This is a genomic window from Nostoc sp., from assembly GCF_036917815.1.
Taxonomy (GTDB): Bacteria; Cyanobacteriota; Cyanobacteriia; order Cyanobacteriales; family Nostocaceae; genus Nostoc.
In genome coordinates, this window is the sequence record NZ_JBALEK010000087.1 from 87,940 (window position 1) to 104,232 (window position 16,293).

The 16,293-nt window shown below is 44.5% G+C and carries 11 protein-coding genes and 1 pseudogene; 7 read left to right on the forward strand and 5 right to left on the reverse strand.

Annotated elements, in window-relative coordinates:
• Window positions 1-17 precede the first annotated feature (17 nt).
• The 5 genes and pseudogenes from V7K97_RS26415 to V7K97_RS26435 form a co-directional block, all read left to right on the forward strand.
• On the forward strand, window positions 18-1,334 hold the full coding sequence (locus V7K97_RS26415) for an inorganic phosphate transporter (RefSeq protein ID WP_334803940.1): 1,317 nt from the start codon (window positions 18-20) through the stop codon (window positions 1,332-1,334).
• Between the two features lie 675 nt (window positions 1,335-2,009).
• Window positions 2,010-4,424 carry an EamA family transporter gene (locus tag V7K97_RS26420; protein ID WP_334803941.1) on the forward strand — a complete coding sequence of 805 codons (2,415 nt, stop codon included), beginning with the start codon at window positions 2,010-2,012 and terminating at the stop codon, window positions 4,422-4,424.
• Window positions 4,425-4,568 (forward strand): hypothetical protein, encoded by a 144-nt coding sequence (locus tag V7K97_RS26425; RefSeq protein WP_334803942.1) that lies wholly within the window; start codon window positions 4,425-4,427, stop codon window positions 4,566-4,568.
• A gap of 1,828 nt (window positions 4,569-6,396) precedes the next feature.
• Window positions 6,397-7,296, forward strand: coding sequence for a heterocyst differentiation master regulator HetR (gene hetR / locus V7K97_RS26430; RefSeq protein WP_334803943.1), 900 nt, complete (start codon window positions 6,397-6,399; stop codon window positions 7,294-7,296).
• 288 nt (window positions 7,297-7,584) lie between these two features.
• Window positions 7,585-7,797, forward strand: a pseudogene (locus V7K97_RS26435) (zinc ribbon domain-containing protein); the annotation flags it as partial.
• Window positions 7,798-7,861: 64 nt separating this feature from the next.
• Here V7K97_RS26435 and asnS read toward each other — a convergent pair.
• Both asnS and V7K97_RS26445 read right to left on the reverse strand, forming a co-directional pair.
• Window positions 7,862-9,253, reverse strand: a complete 1,392-nt coding sequence (asnS, locus tag V7K97_RS26440) for an asparagine--tRNA ligase (RefSeq protein WP_334803944.1) — start codon at window positions 9,251-9,253, stop codon at window positions 7,862-7,864.
• A 133-nt stretch (window positions 9,254-9,386) separates the two neighbouring features.
• On the reverse strand, window positions 9,387-9,749 hold the full coding sequence (locus tag V7K97_RS26445) for a hypothetical protein (RefSeq protein WP_334803945.1): 363 nt from the start codon (window positions 9,747-9,749) through the stop codon (window positions 9,387-9,389).
• A gap of 44 nt (window positions 9,750-9,793) precedes the next feature.
• Between V7K97_RS26445 and V7K97_RS26450 the strand changes: the two genes are divergently transcribed.
• Window positions 9,794-10,072, forward strand: coding sequence for a DUF6439 family protein (locus V7K97_RS26450; protein ID WP_334803946.1), 279 nt, complete (start codon window positions 9,794-9,796; stop codon window positions 10,070-10,072).
• A gap of 80 nt (window positions 10,073-10,152) precedes the next feature.
• Here V7K97_RS26450 and V7K97_RS26455 read toward each other — a convergent pair whose 3' ends face one another.
• Together V7K97_RS26455 and rlmD are read right to left on the reverse strand one after the other, a co-directional pair.
• Window positions 10,153-10,602, reverse strand: coding sequence for an ATP-binding protein (locus V7K97_RS26455; RefSeq protein WP_334803947.1), 450 nt, complete (start codon window positions 10,600-10,602; stop codon window positions 10,153-10,155).
• A 388-nt stretch (window positions 10,603-10,990) separates the two neighbouring features.
• Window positions 10,991-12,397: a 23S rRNA (uracil(1939)-C(5))-methyltransferase RlmD gene (gene rlmD / locus V7K97_RS26460; RefSeq protein WP_334803948.1), complete on the reverse strand. Its 1,407-nt coding sequence runs from the start codon at window positions 12,395-12,397 to the stop codon at window positions 10,991-10,993.
• 436 nt (window positions 12,398-12,833) lie between these two features.
• Between rlmD and V7K97_RS26465 the strand changes: the two genes are divergently transcribed.
• Window positions 12,834-13,319 (forward strand): allophycocyanin subunit alpha-B, encoded by a 486-nt coding sequence (locus tag V7K97_RS26465; protein ID WP_012407637.1) that lies wholly within the window; start codon window positions 12,834-12,836, stop codon window positions 13,317-13,319.
• A gap of 622 nt (window positions 13,320-13,941) precedes the next feature.
• Here the strand turns inward: V7K97_RS26465 and V7K97_RS26470 are convergent.
• On the reverse strand, window positions 13,942-16,293 hold a 2,352-nt coding region (locus tag V7K97_RS26470), incomplete at its 5' end, for a beta strand repeat-containing protein (RefSeq protein ID WP_442938928.1).

Below are 16,293 nucleotides of genomic sequence, written 5' to 3' on the forward strand. Positions count from 1 at the left end.
TCCCTCATCTCCCCAAAATGCTTATTACCCTACTTTTCGTAGCTCTACTAGCTTTCTACGTCGCCTGGAATCTCGGAGCAAACGATGTCGCTAATGCGATGGGAACCTCTGTAGGTTCCAAAGCTGTTACTCTCAAACAAGCGATAATCATAGCCGGGGTTTTAGAGTTTACGGGTGCTGTATTGTTTGGACATGAGGTAACGGAAACTCTAGCAACGAAAATTGCTAATCCCGCCTTATTCGCAGCTACACCCCAAATATTCGTTGTTGGGATGGTAACGGTACTAATTTCTTGTGGTGTGTGGTTGCAAATTGCCACATCACGCGGTTTACCAGTGTCATCTTCTCATGCGGTTGTTGGTGCGATCGCTGGATTCAGTTGGGTAGCTTTAGGAGCAGGTGCGATTGATTGGTCATCAATTGGCTTGATTACCATTGGCTGGATCTTAACACCGTTAATTAGTGGTGCGATCGCAGCTTTATTTTACAGTCAAATCAAGCACTGGATTTTGGATCAACCCAATCAAATAGTGCAGTTACAAGAATGGATTCCCTGGTTGAGTACTCTGCTGCTAGGTGTATTTGGCGTGATTGTATTACCATCGCTGACAGAACCGCTAACCAATTTTGTAATTGAGCAAGTTGGTTTTACAATCCCTGGTTACGACATCCCCCTATTAACCGGTGCAGTAGCAGCAGTTGGACTCACAATCATTAGTTGGCGACAGTTAAAACAGACTGAAGAAGTGTTTCTAACTTCCCAATCCCCAGTCCCCAGTTCCCAGCGATGCACTGAGCTTGTCGAAGTGTCCCCAATCCCCAATCGAGTAGAAAAATTATTCGCCCGATTCCAACTGCTGAGTGCTTGCTTCGTAGCCTTTGCTCATGGTTCTAATGATGTGGGAAATGCGATCGCTCCTTTAGCTGCGATCGTTTACATTAATCGTACTGGTAGCGTACCTATCGATGGTATTACTATCCCCCTTTGGATTTTAATCCTTGGTGGTGCTGGTATTGTTGGTGGTTTAGCCGTCTGGGGTAAAAAAGTCATCGCCACTATCGGCGAAAACATTATTGCCTTGCAACCAAGTAGTGGATTTTGTGCCGAACTTGCTACGGCTACCACCATCCTCATCGCTTCCCGGCTCGGTTTACCAGTCTCCACTTCCCACGCTCTCGTCGGCGCTGTAGTGGGTATTGGACTAGTGCAAAATCTCAAGTCGATTAAGTTCCAAACACTAAAAGGCATTGCTGCCGCATGGATAATTACAATCCCCGTGAGTGCTGGACTTAGCGCTGCCATCTTTAGCATCGCCCGGATTTTATTATTTTAATAGTATTGAATGTAAAACTTAGACTGCAACAACGCCAAAAAAGTGTGCTTTTGCAGAATTGCTGCTGATTCTATTAGAATGTAGTGCAGGGGATAGCGTAACTTTGAATTTCCACAGAAAGATACTTTAATCTCCATTTAGATATGTAAACTGTCACACAAGTTACATTCCACACAAATTTACAGCTAATTTCGCAAGTCTGACAATTTTGTGGCGATGTCTAACGACAAGTCGCTTTGCGCCTACGCACAGGCATCTGTAAGTCTTCCACAATTATTATTGGCAGCAAAAGAATAAATATTTATTTGGAGTGAGATTTCTTTAAAAGTAAAAAATCTCATTGGCAAATAATTGGTGAAAATTCAACTGGACAAAAACAAAAAAAGTCTCAGTTCAAGCGAGTTTCAGGCGTAGCGATAAATCCCAAATCCCAAATCTAAAATCTAAAATCCAATGGCTAAGTGCTTGTCAATGGTGAAGAGAACACAGTGTAATTAGCCGTGGGACAAGCTTGATGCTTTGCTAACCTGTGTCTAGTATGACAGAATTACGTTGAAATGCGGAAGTGCTGTTAAAATTTTTAATTTATCTGACAAAATACAGGAAATTAGGATGACCGCCAAGCAAGTGTACGGGAAGCAGCTTTATCGTCAAAGTGTTAGAGGTTAGAAGCTAATGGGGCGATTCGAGAAGCAACCAGAAAACCCAAGAGTTAGAGGCGAGCTATCCAGAGCAGCAGAAAATGCTCTTTGGGCTGTAGTTGAAGATTTAGAAAATCTTCAGCAGAATGTCCTCAGAGCCTTGCAGGAAGACGTAAAGCGGCTTCAGTCCGAAAAAAACCGGTTATCTGATGAAATTCAAAGCTTGGTAGAGGAAAAAGAGCATTTACAACAAGTGCGCCAAATCACTGAGCAGCAAGTGTTAATTCGTCAACTGGCAGAAGTTCTGGCAAAGCATATATCTTCACAACTGCAATCCTCTCTGGCAACTTTAGCTAATCAAAATATAGAGGGCAAATCTTATGAACAAGCGGCGCTAAAGTCTGCTGAAGTGAGCAGCAATGTAGTAGGTGAAATCAATGAAAAAGTCGAACACATGTTTGACAGTCTCGATGACACCGTTACTGTTACCTTTAACTCATTGCAGCAGGAGTTGAAAAACTATCAAAGTAATCTTTCCCAACAGTTGTCACGGATGTACAGCCAGCAGCAGCAAGGGGAAACGATTTTGACGGAGTTTGTTAATCGCCTGCATGGAGAACTAGAAAAAACTATAGAAGAAACTTCCCGCAAGCCACCAACAGCTGGTATACCTACTGTTTTGCAGTTTACGGAGCCAGAAAAAAACAGTTCTTTTGAGACATCCCCACCACCGTTTGGCGAAGTAGCAAGAAGTTCCCCTGAGCCAATTCCCCCGATTCCCAATAAATTTTCAGAAGGGGAAACGACATCAGAAGCGACTGTTGTTAGAGAAAATGCCGCAAACCTAATTTCTGCCCCCAGCCAGGATTTGTCCCAAAGGGAAACGACATCAGAAGCGACTGTTGTTAGAGAAAATGCCGCAAACCTAATTTCTGCCCCCAGCCAGGAGTTGTCCCAAAGGGAAACGACATCAGAAGCGACTGTTGTTAGAGAAAACGCCGCGAACCCAACTTCTGTCCCCAGCCAGGAGTTGTCCCAAAGGGAAACGACATCAGAAGCGACTGTTGTTAGAGAAAACGCCGCGAACCCAACTTCTGTCCACAGCCAGGAGTTGTCCCAAAGGGAAACGACATCAGAACCGAACTCGGCTGTAGTTCCGCCGCCAAAGGACGATGCTACCGAACCAATTTCTGTCCTCAATAATGACTTATCAGAAAACGAAACGACATCAGAGCCTCCCATTACATCTTTGCTACAGCCCAGAATAATGCGGCCTTCTCCAAAGAATCCTAATGAACCACTTATTGTCCGCCGCAAGAACGTATCAGAGAGCAAAGCTAAATCCTCACCGACTACTGAGCTAGAGCCGCAGCCGGAAGCAAAACCCCCACAATCGCGATCGCCTAATTCCTCTAGCTTCTCGACACTCCAAATCGGTTTCTTGTTGATTGTCTCATCGGTAGTGGTATCGTCACTTTACAACGTAGCCATTAAGGTGATTTTCCACGAAGGTTCCCAGATTTTTGGAGTATTAGAGGTAGAGCAGCTGCTACCACCGACTTTGGGCAATACTCTGTTAATTTTGACGCTCCGGTTTATGGTAGTGGTACCACTGATGGTATTGTTGTCTCCTATATTGCATCCAAGATTATGGCAAGACTTGGACAACTTGGCCGCTTCAGTCCGAGGAAATCCCACACCTGCCAATGCCGCTACGAAGCAGATTTTGATATTGTCCATTGTGAGTGGGTGCTTTTTGTTCTTGTCTCAGGTGCTAATCTACATTGCGATCGCTCAAGTCCCAACTGGAATGGCCATCGCACTGTTCTTTATCTATCCAATGGTTAGTGGATTATTGTCGTGGTTTCTGTTCCGCGATCGCCCTACCATCTTCCGTATCGGTGCGATCGCCGCGATTTGCTGCGGTGAATTGTTGGTTTTAGGCGGTTCTCCCAATATCGGTATCAGCAATACTTCAATGGGAAGCAGCACCGCCATTCTTTCGGGCGTAGCTTTTGCTGCTTACATAATTCTGACGCGGGTTTGTGCCAGCAAACTGCATCCGGTGACTTTTACTTTAATTAACTTCGCTACCATGTTGTTATTGAGCTTTATCTGCTTGATGCTACCTTTGCCAAGTAGTTGGAACTTGGTAGTAGTTGACCCCTCGAAAATGCTGGAACTAGTTTTAAGCGCATTTATTTTGGGTGTGCTGACTCTTGCCGGCTATTTGCTCAATAATATTGGTATTAGTAAACTAGGTGCCTCGCGATCGGCGCTCATCGGTGGTAGCATCCCAGTTTTAACGGTGATTTTCGCTGGGCTAATTATTCAAGAAAATTTAGATATTGTGCAAATTCTAGGAGTGTTATTTGTAACCTTCGGCGCAGCTGCTTTCAGCTTTGAAACAATGCGAAATCAGGTTAAACCCTCTAGTCCCACAAACTAAATGACGAGTTCAATCAGCTTAAGTGTGATGCGAGCTACTTTATCTCCCATCACCCTCAGCATGAATCGTGACGCTAAATCATCTGCGATCAACAAGATCCCCGACAACTTTTACGAAGTCGGGGATCTAAGTTTTTACGAATGATTTCGGACTGCTGTATAGGTGCAGATAACAGTTAGTAACTTTATGGACAAATGTCCTTAATCATTACTTTTCCCGATATTAATTCAGAATGGACAAACTGCAATGCCCCCTATCCCTAAGCTTCTGCCGCTGGGACTACTTTTACTTTTCTCCTAACTGTATTATTCCACGCCCCGTACCAAAAATTAATTCTGAATGCCTTTATTACCGCACGAATCGCTTATATCTCAGCACTAAAGTGACGTAGCTCTACGCTTGCTGGCTAGTTTGTAATATATTTTTAGGGATTTAGCCTGATACAGGTAGGGAAAACACGTATATATAAGCAGTACTACTCGTACTGACTCCAGCAGTTGAGCTTGAGTACTTGCTCAGAGAGGATATTGGTAAGGAGTTAAGACCATTGCAGCACATTTTGGAACGAAGAGATCAAGAAGTTGCAGATACATGAATATTTGGAGCGATTGCCCGTGAAACAGCTAGTACCTTTATCCTACGAAAAACCCTGGGAGTAACGCGAAATTCAAATTTCCTCATTTCTATGCTCTTGTGTTTCGTGAGATGGTATCTTTATTTCTGCCGATCTTGACTAGTCAATTTGGTCTGCGTAGGCGTAGCCCACCGTAGGTATCGCCCAGATGCCCAGAAAAAGCAGCTTATATCGTAGTCGCCTGAGGATTATCCTGCTTTTATAGCAACAAACTATCTACGTAATTCAAGTCTCCCAAATATATAAAACAGCGAAGTAAAAACCTACTTGAAAGTAGCCAGTGAATTAGTTAAATCATGAAAAATTAAAATTCTTTCATGAAAAAAATATAAATTCATTGAAAAAAGTCTCTACATAATCATCAGATGGAATCCAAGATGTTTTATTATATGTATGTCTAGTAACTAATATTTCCGTTATTAGCAAAAGCAACAAAGCCTTATGGCTACGCGATTCAGTCAGAATTAATCGCGGTATTCTGTGTCAAATTATCAAAAGAAATGATAAATCAGACTTGGATTTAATAGTCAACATGAAATATCATCAAACCTTGATTTAAGCAGAATATAAACTATTTAAATACGCATGATTTATAAACTTTAAAATATAGAATTTTATTTCATAACCAAAAAATAATGATATGATAATAAACAATATTTGAAAAGAAACAGGTATTTTGAAATTGGAATTATTCGCTCTACTTGATGCCTACTATCTTCCCTCAAGCCAACGGCTGATAATGCCGAGACATCACCGGAGGATGTTAACAGGATGATAGTTCACAAAGAGCCGTGTGGCTCAACCTCTAAATGTGGCTGCACCTGGTAAGCGATTTCTTTTTAGACCACTCCCAATTATTTCTAGCCACCTGTGTAGTACAAATAATTCGCCAAAGCTGAAAAACCCATCTTTTTCTAATAACAGATATCCCAGATGAACCGTGCAAACTTTTTTTTACTCCCAGTCGGCATAATGCCATAATTAGGTGTAATCGGTTTGATGTTGTTGCTCTTAAAAGATGAGAAAAACCCCAGAAAACTCAAAGGCTTTGTAGATTAATTGCAACATAGATGACTTTTGGGACGTAAATCGCCCTCAGCTAGACTTGGCGATGTTTGTAATTTTCGGGTCAAATGTAGGGACAGTTATTAGTAATAATACTAAATCTACTTATGTCCCAGAAAATATGCGAAAATGGTAGTTTGCGCTACCGCCGATCTCATAGTTATCGCATACTAATATAATCTGAAGTGGAAAAATCGCTTTCAGCCAGGTGTCTACTACCTAATTCTCACTCGATTAAAAATTGTGTAAACGTGCTATTCAATTGTCTGTAATATGAGTAACGATATAGATCTGATCAAACGTCTTGACCCCAGTGCGATGGATCAGATCATGCTTTATCTGGCTTTTAGTGCCATGCGGACGAGTGGGCACAGGCATGGGGCATTTTTAGACGCAGCCGCAACAGCAGCAAAGTGTGCAATTTACATGACCTATCTTGAGCAGGGACAAAACCTGCGGATGACAGGGCATTTGCACCACCTAGAGCCGAAACGAGTAAAAATTATTGTAGAAGAAGTCAGACAGGCGCTAACAGAAGGCAAGTTGTTAAAAATGCTGGGTTCTCAGGAACCTCGTTATTTGATTCAATTGCCTTATGTCTGGCTAGAGAAGTACCCTTGGCAACCGGGGCGATCGCGTGTTCCTGGTAGCAATCTGACAAGTGAAGAAAAAAGACAAATTGAGCAGAAACTACCAAGTAATCTACCTGATGCCCAGTTAGTAAGTTCCTTTGAGTTTCTGGATTTGATTGAGTTTTTGCACAGGCGATCGCAAGAAGACTTGCCAACCGAACACCAAATGCCATTGAGTGAAGCCTTGGGTGAGCATATCAAGCGCCGTCTACTCTATTCAGGCACGGTAACACGCATTGATTCTCCTTGGGGAATGCCTTTCTACGCTCTTACCCGTCCTTTTTATGCCCCAGCAGACGATCAAGAACGTACCTACATCATGGTAGAAGATACCGCTCGGTATTTCCGCATGATGAAAAATTGGGCAGAACGGCGACGAAATGCCATGCGCTTACTGGAAGAACTTGATATACTGCCAGAAAAAATGGAGCAGGCTATGGAAGAATTGGATGAAGTTATCCGTGCCTGGGCAGATAAATATCACCAAGACGGTGGTATTCCAGTGGTTTTACAGACGGTTTTTGGCGAAAGAGAAGACTAGTACAAGAAGGCAAAAGTAAAAAGGCAAAAGTAAAAAGAAAGAATGCTTATTTTGTAGGCTTTCTGGCTATTTAAAATGGTTGCTTTATTTACGCCGTGTCGTACTAGTAAGCTGTTGCGCCTTTAATTTGCACTAATATTTTTTGAATGTGATTGTGGGGTGGGTATCTTGCCATTGGTGTCAAGTTAAGGTCGATGCCCAGATGTCAAACGATCTTGAGGCGTTGCGTCGGTGTCGCTGACGCACTGCCTTAAGCAATCCTATAGAATGTTGATCCTCGACTAACCTTTCTTCCCATCTTCTCAACTTTGTAGCGAAACTCTACTACCAATCCCAATACTACAAAGAGGCTATGATTCATTGGGCGTAAGGTTTGTAGATTGTCCCCACTGTCAAAAGCAGCATGACAGGGATATTAATGCTGCAATAATTATTAGAAATGAAGGTTTGCGACTTTGGGCGTTAGTTACCGAAAATCTGGACTCCCTTGTTTTTAGCTAGATTTTTCTTTATCCACAAAAGTAAAAAACCTGGCCATTTCTAATGGCCAGGTCTAAAATTTAAACTAAAACTCAGCACTTTGGGGTGTACGGGGAAAGGGAATCACATCACGAATATTTGCCATACCCGTTATGAATTGCACGAGTCGTTCAAAACCCAACCCGAAACCAGCATGGGGGACAGTACCATAACGACGCAAATCTAGATACCACCACAAATCTTCTGGGTTTAATCCTTGCGCTAACACGCGGCGTTCTAATACTTCCAAGCGTTCTTCGCGCTGGGAACCGCCGACAATTTCGCCAATTTTAGGTGCGAGAATATCCATTGCCCGGACGGTTTTTTCATCGTCGTTTAAACGCATATAAAAAGCTTTGATTTGCGCTGGATAATCTGTAACGATCGCAGGCTTTTTAAATAATTGTTCAGCTAAGTAGCGTTCGTGTTCTGATTGTAAATCTAAACCCCAACTCACAGGATATTCAAATTTAACATCAGCTTTTTCTAAAAGTTTGATGGCTTCTGTATAAGTTAAGCGTTCAAACTGATTATTAATAATATTTTCGGCTGTTATCAACACAGAATTATCAATGCGTTCATTGAAAAATTCCATATCTTCTGGGCAAGTTTCCAACACATATTTAAAAATGTGCTTGAGAAATGCCTCAGCTAAATCCATATCGCCTTCTAAGTCACAAAAAGCCATTTCTGGCTCAACCATCCAAAATTCTGCTAGGTGGCGGGAAGTGTTGGAATTTTCTGCACGGAAGGTAGGACCGAAGGTGTAGACGTTAGAAAACGCCATCGCCATAACTTCCGCTTCCAACTGGCCGCTAACTGTTAAATATGTGGGTTTAGCAAAAAAGTCTTGGCTGTAATCTACTGCTTGATTATCTGTGCGCGGAATATTCTTTAAATCTAAACTGGTAACGCTAAACAGTTCACCCGCGCCTTCGCAGTCGCTAGCAGTGATGATGGGTGTGTGTACCCACAAAAAGCCTCTTTCTTGGAAAAATTGGTGAATTGCTGCCGAACAAGCATTTCTGACGCGGAAAACTGCACCAAAAGAATTAGTCCGCGATCGCAAATGTCCAATAGTTCGCAGAAACTCAAAGGAATGGCGTTTCTTTTGCAGAGGATATGTATCGGGATCAGCTTCGCCGTAAACTTTCACTGTCTCGGCTTTCAACTCAATTCGCTGTCCTTTACCAAGAGAAGCCACTAGTACCCCTGTGGCTTCGACAGCAGCACCCGTATTTAGTTTTTTCAATATAGCTTCATAATCTGGCAAATCCTGATTAATGACGACTTGCAAATTAGCTAGTGATGAGCCGTCATTGACTTCAATAAAAGCAAACCCTTTGGATTCGCGTTTCGTCCGCACCCAGCCTTGCACTTGGAGGGACTCATCAGGTTGGCCACTTCGCAATATTTCTGCAATCCGTCGATTTGCCATATTTTACAACTTATATTTCGTCAACGTTGTGAGTACAAATATTAAAGAATCTTAACCATTTAACCCAATCCAAAATCTCAAATCGTTCGACTGAGGGACTTGTGCCGAGCAAAGCCGAGGTCCAAAATTGGATTTATCCAGCATAAGACTTTAATATCCAGCCTATGATAACGCCCATTCCACCAAAGCGGACGACTTGCCAGAAAGGTTTTTTCAGGCTACGCCAAGAAAATAACTGACTTTCTAAGTTGAGTTCTAGCATTTCCAACTGTCGTTGAATTTGCCGTAACTCTGCTTTGATTTCTGGCATCTGAGATTTATTGTGCTTTAGTTGATCCCGACGCTGTTGCCATTGTGCCTGTTGCTGGCGATCGCGTTGCACTTGATCGTAACGTTCTTTTAAGGAGAGGAGCGATCGCTCTACTTCCTCTAGTTCTTGTTCAAAATCTGGTTCTGGAGTTTCCCCTGGCGGTTGGGATTGTTTTGGCGGCTTCATTTACAAGTAGTACAGTAGAAGTAAATGCAATTTTGCCAATAGTCATGTCTCAATCTACCCAGCTGCCCAAAACCAGTCAACTGAATGAACTTAGTACTTTGGAACTAGCTCAAGCCCTAATGGAAAGGTTGAGCATTTCCCCTGACGATTGGCATCGCCTCAAGTCTAACCGCAATTCCCGCGCTAATGAACAAGTGGCAGCAGCTATTGTGTATCTTTTAAAGAATCAGCCACAAGAAGCTCAAGCTAGATTAGAACAAGCAGTTGGTTGGTTAGATCGCTCCATTTCTGCGCCTCCCTGTCCAAGTCATGGAAAAAGTTAGGAGTTAGGAGTGATGAGTTAAAAGTTTTAAACTCCTAACCCCTGTACAGACGCGATTAATCGCGTCTCTCTTAACTCATCTTATCGTCGCAGAGATAATCCCCGGCGATTTTCCATTTGTTTACAAAGCCTCAATTCTGTGCCTTTGCGGTTCCACTGCACCTGATCAAAAATTTGATGCAGAAGACATAAACCACGACCACTTTCTGCCTCATCTGGCGGTAAATAGTCTGTTGGTTCTTCATCACTAGTTGATGAAGGAGTAAAGCCGCTACCCTGGTCTGATATTATCCACCAATATTGATTATCTATTAAGGAAAAACGAACTACAACTGTTTTACTGGGATCAAGATTATTGCCATGTTTAGCTGCGTTTACAAGGGCTTCTTGAAGTCCTAACCGCAGTTCTGCTTGTAATTTTGCTGGAATTTCTGCCAACAATAAATCTAAGATGGGACAAAGGTAGAGGGTTGAGGCAAAACTAATAGTGCCCCAATAACGTCCAACTGGACGGAGTGAGATAGTAATCACAAGAGAAACCCCATAGCTTTCAGTTAGCTAGACATCAGTTTGCTATTACAGTCACCCTGATAAAACTTGAGGTGGTCATGCTGCCTTCAAACTTGCGTCTTTAAAACTAAATTTTGAAAATGCTAGGGAGCATTGGCTCTATAGTATGAGTTGGAATTGGTTATATATATCGGCTCGAATAAGTTTGATAATGATGTCAGCAAATTAAAAAGATGCTGTTAATTTAAGAGAGTATTAGCATACTCTAGTTAGTTGCCGATTTATAATTCACACAATTCACTTCATATTTTTAAGAACCTATGCAACTTGAATTTATTTAAAAAAAATGAATTTCTATTTTTATCCTAATTCAATTTTAGCATCTTTAGTATGCACTCGACTACAAATTTCAAATTTCAGTTTTTTTGAAGGATTTAGTATCATTGTCCAAATGTGATAGAGCAAGAAAGGCGGCAGCTTCAACATGAGCAGTTTGAGGGAAAAAATCAGCAGGTTGTACCCGTGTGATGGTATATTGCCCATCTTGACAAAGCAATTTCAGGTCGCGGGCGAGGGTAGCTACTTTACAGCTGACGTAAACGATTCGAGATGGTTTCAATTGCCGTAAAGTTTCGATGACTGCGCCATCGCACCCCTTACGTGGCGGATCGAGTATTACTACTTCTGGTATTGTGCCCATTTTGGGAAGCAATTTCTCTACTGCCCCGACTTGGAATGTCACATTATCAATTCCGTTGCGATGGGCATTCAAAATAGCTTGGTCTACTGCTGCTGCTTGCACTTCTAATCCTGTAGCAATCCGCACTTTTTTGGCGAGGGGTAAAGTTAAAGTCCCAATACCACAGTAGGCATCAACTAGCAACTCATGCCCTTGAAGATTGAGTTCTGATTGAATTACCTGCAATAGTGCCTCTGCTGTTTCTGTATACACTTGGAAAAATGTATCTGGGCGTACTTGAAATTCCAGTCCAGCAAAGTTCTCGCACAGGTGGGGGACTCCAGCGATGCAACGGGTTTCTGATCCAAAGATAGCATTTGTGCGATCGCCATTGCGATTGAGTGATACTCCCACTAACTGCGGATAGCGCTTTAACCATTCCTGGGCTTGGGTTTCAATTCCTGATAAATTCCAGTCTTTTACTACCAAAGTCAGTAACATTTCTCCTGTGTGTCGGCCAATGCGTAAACCGAGATGGCGAATTTTTCCTTGATGGCGCTGTTCATCGTAAATTTGCCAACCCTGCTGTTGAATATCCTGCTTAACTTCGGCAAGTAAGGGATTTAACCGTGAGTCTTGGACTGGACATTGATTTAAGTTAATTAATTGGTGACTACCTTTTTGATAGTAACCAGCTTGTACTTGTCCTGTTGCCGATGTGCCAAGAGGATATGTAGATTTATTACGGTAGCCGAAAGCAGAAGGGGCGGCGAGTACGGGATCTACTGGTGGTTGGATAAAACCGCCAATGCGTTCTAAAGCTTGGATAACTTGATTTTGCTTGGCTACTAATTGGTAATCATAATTAATATGCTGCCACTGGCAACCACCGCACTTGTCCGCCACAATACAACTAGGTCTAATCCGGTGGGGGGATGGTGACAATAGCTGTTGGAGCTTACCGTGGGCATATTTGGGTTTAACATGAACTAAGCGGACAATGGCGCGATCGCCTGGTACAGTATCCGGGACAAACACTACACGCTCATCAGCGCGTCCCACACCATCGCCTGTATCACTCAGGTTAGCGATCGTCACTTCAATTAATTCACCCTGTTGCCAAATTATTTTAGTCATTTGTCATTTGTCATTGGTCACTTGTACTGAGCGTACCCCTTCGGGGATCTTGCTACGCGTAGCGTCTCCAAGAGTTGCCGTTGGCGCAGCCTCTCGCAGAGAAGTATTGGGCACTTGTACTGAGCGTACCCCTTCGGGGATCTTGCTACGCGGAGCGTCTCCAAGAGTTGCCGTTGGCGCAGCCTAAGAAGAGAAGTATTGGGAAAGAGGAGGCAGGAGGCAGAAATAAATTCTTTAATTTTGAATGCGTGAATTTTGAATTGATTTCTCCCTCATCTCCCTCATCTTCCCACTCCCCAGCGATGCACTGAGCTTGTCGAAGTGTCTCCACTCCCCCAAACAGATAAATTCAATACATAAGTAGCTCCGAACCCTTCACTTGTGTACCTCCAACTCGCTAAACTAACAGATAATATTTCAGGTGATTTCAATCATCATGACTGTAATTAGCCAAGTTATTCTCAAAGCCGACGACGAACTGCGTTATCCCAGCAGTGGCGAACTTAAAAATATCAAAGACTTTTTGCAAACCGGCGTACAACGGACGCGGATTGCGGCTACCTTAGCCGAAAACGAAAAGAAGATAGTTCAGGAAGCAACCAAGCAACTTTGGCAGAAGCGTCCTGACTTTATCTCCCCCGGAGGTAATGCTTATGGAGAACGCCAACGCTCTCTATGTATCCGCGATTTTGGCTGGTACTTACGTCTAATTACCTATGGTGTGCTTGCCGGTGACAAAGAGCCAATTGAAAAAATCGGTTTGATTGGTGTGCGGGAAATGTACAATTCATTGGGCGTTCCCGTGCCTGGAATGGTAGAAGCGATCAATTCCCTCAAAACAGCCTCCCTTGGCTTACTGAGTGCGGAAGATGCTGCCGAAGCAGCACCCTACTTTGATTACATCATTCAAGCGATGTCTTAATACAAAGTGTGTGCTAGTTCTCGGAGTATACTTGCGGTCTACTAAAGTCAGTGCAAGATATTATCGCTCAATAGGCATAAGATCCCCAATTTGATCATACTCTCCCCACATTTGGTAGTGGCTCTGGCAAAATCTTTGTCAAGTTACCAACCAGTTGTGGGGAAATTTTATAGATGTGGAGTATGGGGCAGTACAGTTCAGTTAAGTCCCAAATCCTTTGTGGAGACGTTGCAATGCAACGTCTCTATATGCCTAAAATCAATACCAACAATCCTTAACCCAAGCGTATTGGGGTATGGGGCATATAGATACAAAAAACCGACAGTCCTTGATTAAGGCTGTCGGCAATTAAGTGTGTTCCCTATTAATGACTCGGCTAGAGTTCAGTTGTCACTAATTATGCCTAGTTAGCGATCGCAAGGAGACGATCCTAATCATCGATATATGTGATTCTCGTCACTTGGTTGTTACATATAAACTGCATATCCCCGAATAATCTCTGAGTTCCAGTAAATCTATGCAAGTTTGGAGCTAAGAGTATATCTACTGGTAGATACTTTAGAGCAAACAACGCCAGTTAGACAATTAGCGGGTAAAACATCACATAGGCGAATTAAGAAACTTATGCCCCGTTTGTGAGAGTGCTGTAAGAGAAAGAGCTATCTGCAAAGATAAATTTATCAAAGCCAGTGGTAGACAAGGTAATGGAGTTTCCATTGTTGTTGAAACTGATGTTGGCAGAGTTAAGGGTATTGCCAGAAATAACACCAGATACGATCAGTTCAGAGCGATTGAAAGCTCTAAGATCGAGAGTGTCAAAACCGTCCCCCCCATCCACCGTAGCAACACCGAACCCTTGGAAGTAGTCATTGCCACTGCCCAAAGCAATTTTGATGCCGCCACCGATAGAAACTTTTTGTTGAACTCCATCTAGGATACTGGTGGCGATAATTTCGTCATTGCCATTGCCAGTCTTAATGATTCCTTGTCCATAAATGCCATAGGCAGTACCACCAATTGTTGCTGTAGCCTGTCCGGTAAGCTTGTCAGAACCATTGCCAGTATCAATAATTCCATCGTTAACGATGCCATAGGCGCTGGCATTTGTTCCTGAACTATTCCCATAACCTGTAATTGTGTCGTTGCCCGTCCCTGTAGTGATGGTGGCGTCTTTAAGGTTCTGGATGCCGATCCCAGCACCACCGTAGCCGACGAAGCCGCCGTCGCTGCTTTTGCCGCCATTACCCGTGCCAGCGATCGTGTCGTTTCCGTTTCCTGTATTCAGTTCGCCACTGTTAGCAATCCCAGTGCCAGTACCGCCGTTGCCGTTAGTGCCAAGGAGGGGAATGTACTTGTCGCTGGCTCTGCCGCCGCCGATGCCGCCGTTGCCGCCAGTACCTGTGCCAGCGATCGCGTCTTTTGCGTCCCCTGTATTTAGAATGCCACTGTTAGCAATTCCAGTGCCAGTACCGCCCTCGCCACCCTTGCCACCATTGCCGACATCGCCGACATCGCCGCCCTTGCCGCCGTCGCCGCCAGTACCGATGCCGAAGATGGTGTCTTCTCCGTCTCCGGTATCCAGTTTTTTACTGTTGGTGATACCAGTCCCAACTCCGCCGTTGCCGCCGATGCCCTGAATATTGTAGATGGTGGTGTTGACACCGCCGTTGCCGCCAGTACCTGTGCCAGCGATCGTGTCTTCTCCATTCCCTGCATTTAGAATGCCACTGTTGCTAATGCCTGTCCCATTTCCGCCCAAGACATTGACGGTGCTACTGAATTGATTTGTGCCGCCCTTGCCCCCTGTACCAGTGCCTGCGATCGTATCTTTTCCATCCCCTGCATTTAGAATGCCACTGTTGCTAATGCCTGTCCCAGTTCCACCGATCATGATGTTGGTGAAGTACTGAGCGTTGCCGATGCCGCCAGTACCGATGCCGATGATTGTGTCTTCTCCGTCCCCTGCATTCAGTTGGCGACTGTTGCTAATGCCTATCCCAGTTCCACCCATGCCGTTATTGCCGCCAGTACCGATGCCGGTGATCGTGTCTTTTCCGTCCCCTGTATTAAAATTGCCACTGTTGGCGATGCCGATCCCAGTAGCGTCGTTACCGGCGATGATGTCCACGTACTGGTCGCCGCCATTACCAGTGCCAATAATCGTGTCTTCTCCGTCCCCTGTATTAAAATTGCCACTGTTGCTGATGCCTGTCCCATTGCCAGCTTGGCCGGTAATGCCATTGCCGCCATGGCCGCCAGTACCGATGCCGGCGATCGTGTCTTGTCCGTCCCCTGCATCGAGACTGCCACTGTTAGCGATGCCAGTCCCATCTCCGCTGTTGCCAGCGCTGCTATTAATAACGCTACCGGCTTGGCCGCCAGTACCGATGCCAGTGATCGTGTCTTGTCTGTCCCCAGTGAGCAGTTTGCCACTGTTGCTGATGCCGATCCCAACTCCACCCATGCCGCTGCGGGAGCGGAAGCTTCTACCGCTATTGCCGCCCTTCCCTGTGCCGGTGATCGTGTCTTCTCCATCCCCTGCATCGAGACTGCCACTGTTAGCGATGCCAGTCCCACCTCCACCGTTGTTACTACCACCGTTGATATCGCCGCCATTGCCGCCCTTCCCTGTGCCGGCGATCGTGTCTTTTCCCTCCCCTGCATTTAGAATGCCACTATTAGCAATGCCTGTCGCAGATCCGCCGGCCCCTACTATGACGTTATCGTCAGCTCCACCTCCACTGAGACCACCATTGCCGCCAGTACCTGTGCCGACGATCGCGTCGTTTCCGTCCCCTGCATTGAGACTGCCACTGTTGCTGATGCCTGTCCCAACTCCACCCTCTCCAGATATCGTACCTCCACTGAAGCCACCATTGCCGCCAGTACCTGTGCCGGTGATCCTGTCGTTTCCGTTCCCTGTATTCAGACTGCCACGGTTGTTAGCGATGCCTGTCCCAACTCCACCGTCGCC

Bases quoted from the DNA above. Each gene is read 5' to 3' on its own strand.
- hetR (WP_334803943.1), top strand. From the start codon at position 6,397: ATGAGTAACGATATAGATCTGATCAAACGTCTTGACCCCAGTGCGATG.
- asnS (WP_334803944.1), bottom strand. From the start codon at position 9,253: ATGGCAAATCGACGGATTGCAGAAATATTGCGAAGTGGCCAACCTGAT.
- V7K97_RS26445 (WP_334803945.1), bottom strand. From the start codon at position 9,749: ATGAAGCCGCCAAAACAATCCCAACCGCCAGGGGAAACTCCAGAACCA.
- V7K97_RS26465 (WP_012407637.1), top strand. From the start codon at position 12,834: ATGACTGTAATTAGCCAAGTTATTCTCAAAGCCGACGACGAACTGCGT.
- V7K97_RS26450 (WP_334803946.1), top strand. From the start codon at position 9,794: ATGTCTCAATCTACCCAGCTGCCCAAAACCAGTCAACTGAATGAACTT.
- rlmD (WP_334803948.1), bottom strand. From the start codon at position 12,397: ATGACTAAAATAATTTGGCAACAGGGTGAATTAATTGAAGTGACGATC.
- V7K97_RS26415 (WP_334803940.1), top strand. From the start codon at position 18: ATGCTTATTACCCTACTTTTCGTAGCTCTACTAGCTTTCTACGTCGCC.
- V7K97_RS26420 (WP_334803941.1), top strand. From the start codon at position 2,010: ATGGGGCGATTCGAGAAGCAACCAGAAAACCCAAGAGTTAGAGGCGAG.
- V7K97_RS26425 (WP_334803942.1), top strand. From the start codon at position 4,425: ATGACGAGTTCAATCAGCTTAAGTGTGATGCGAGCTACTTTATCTCCC.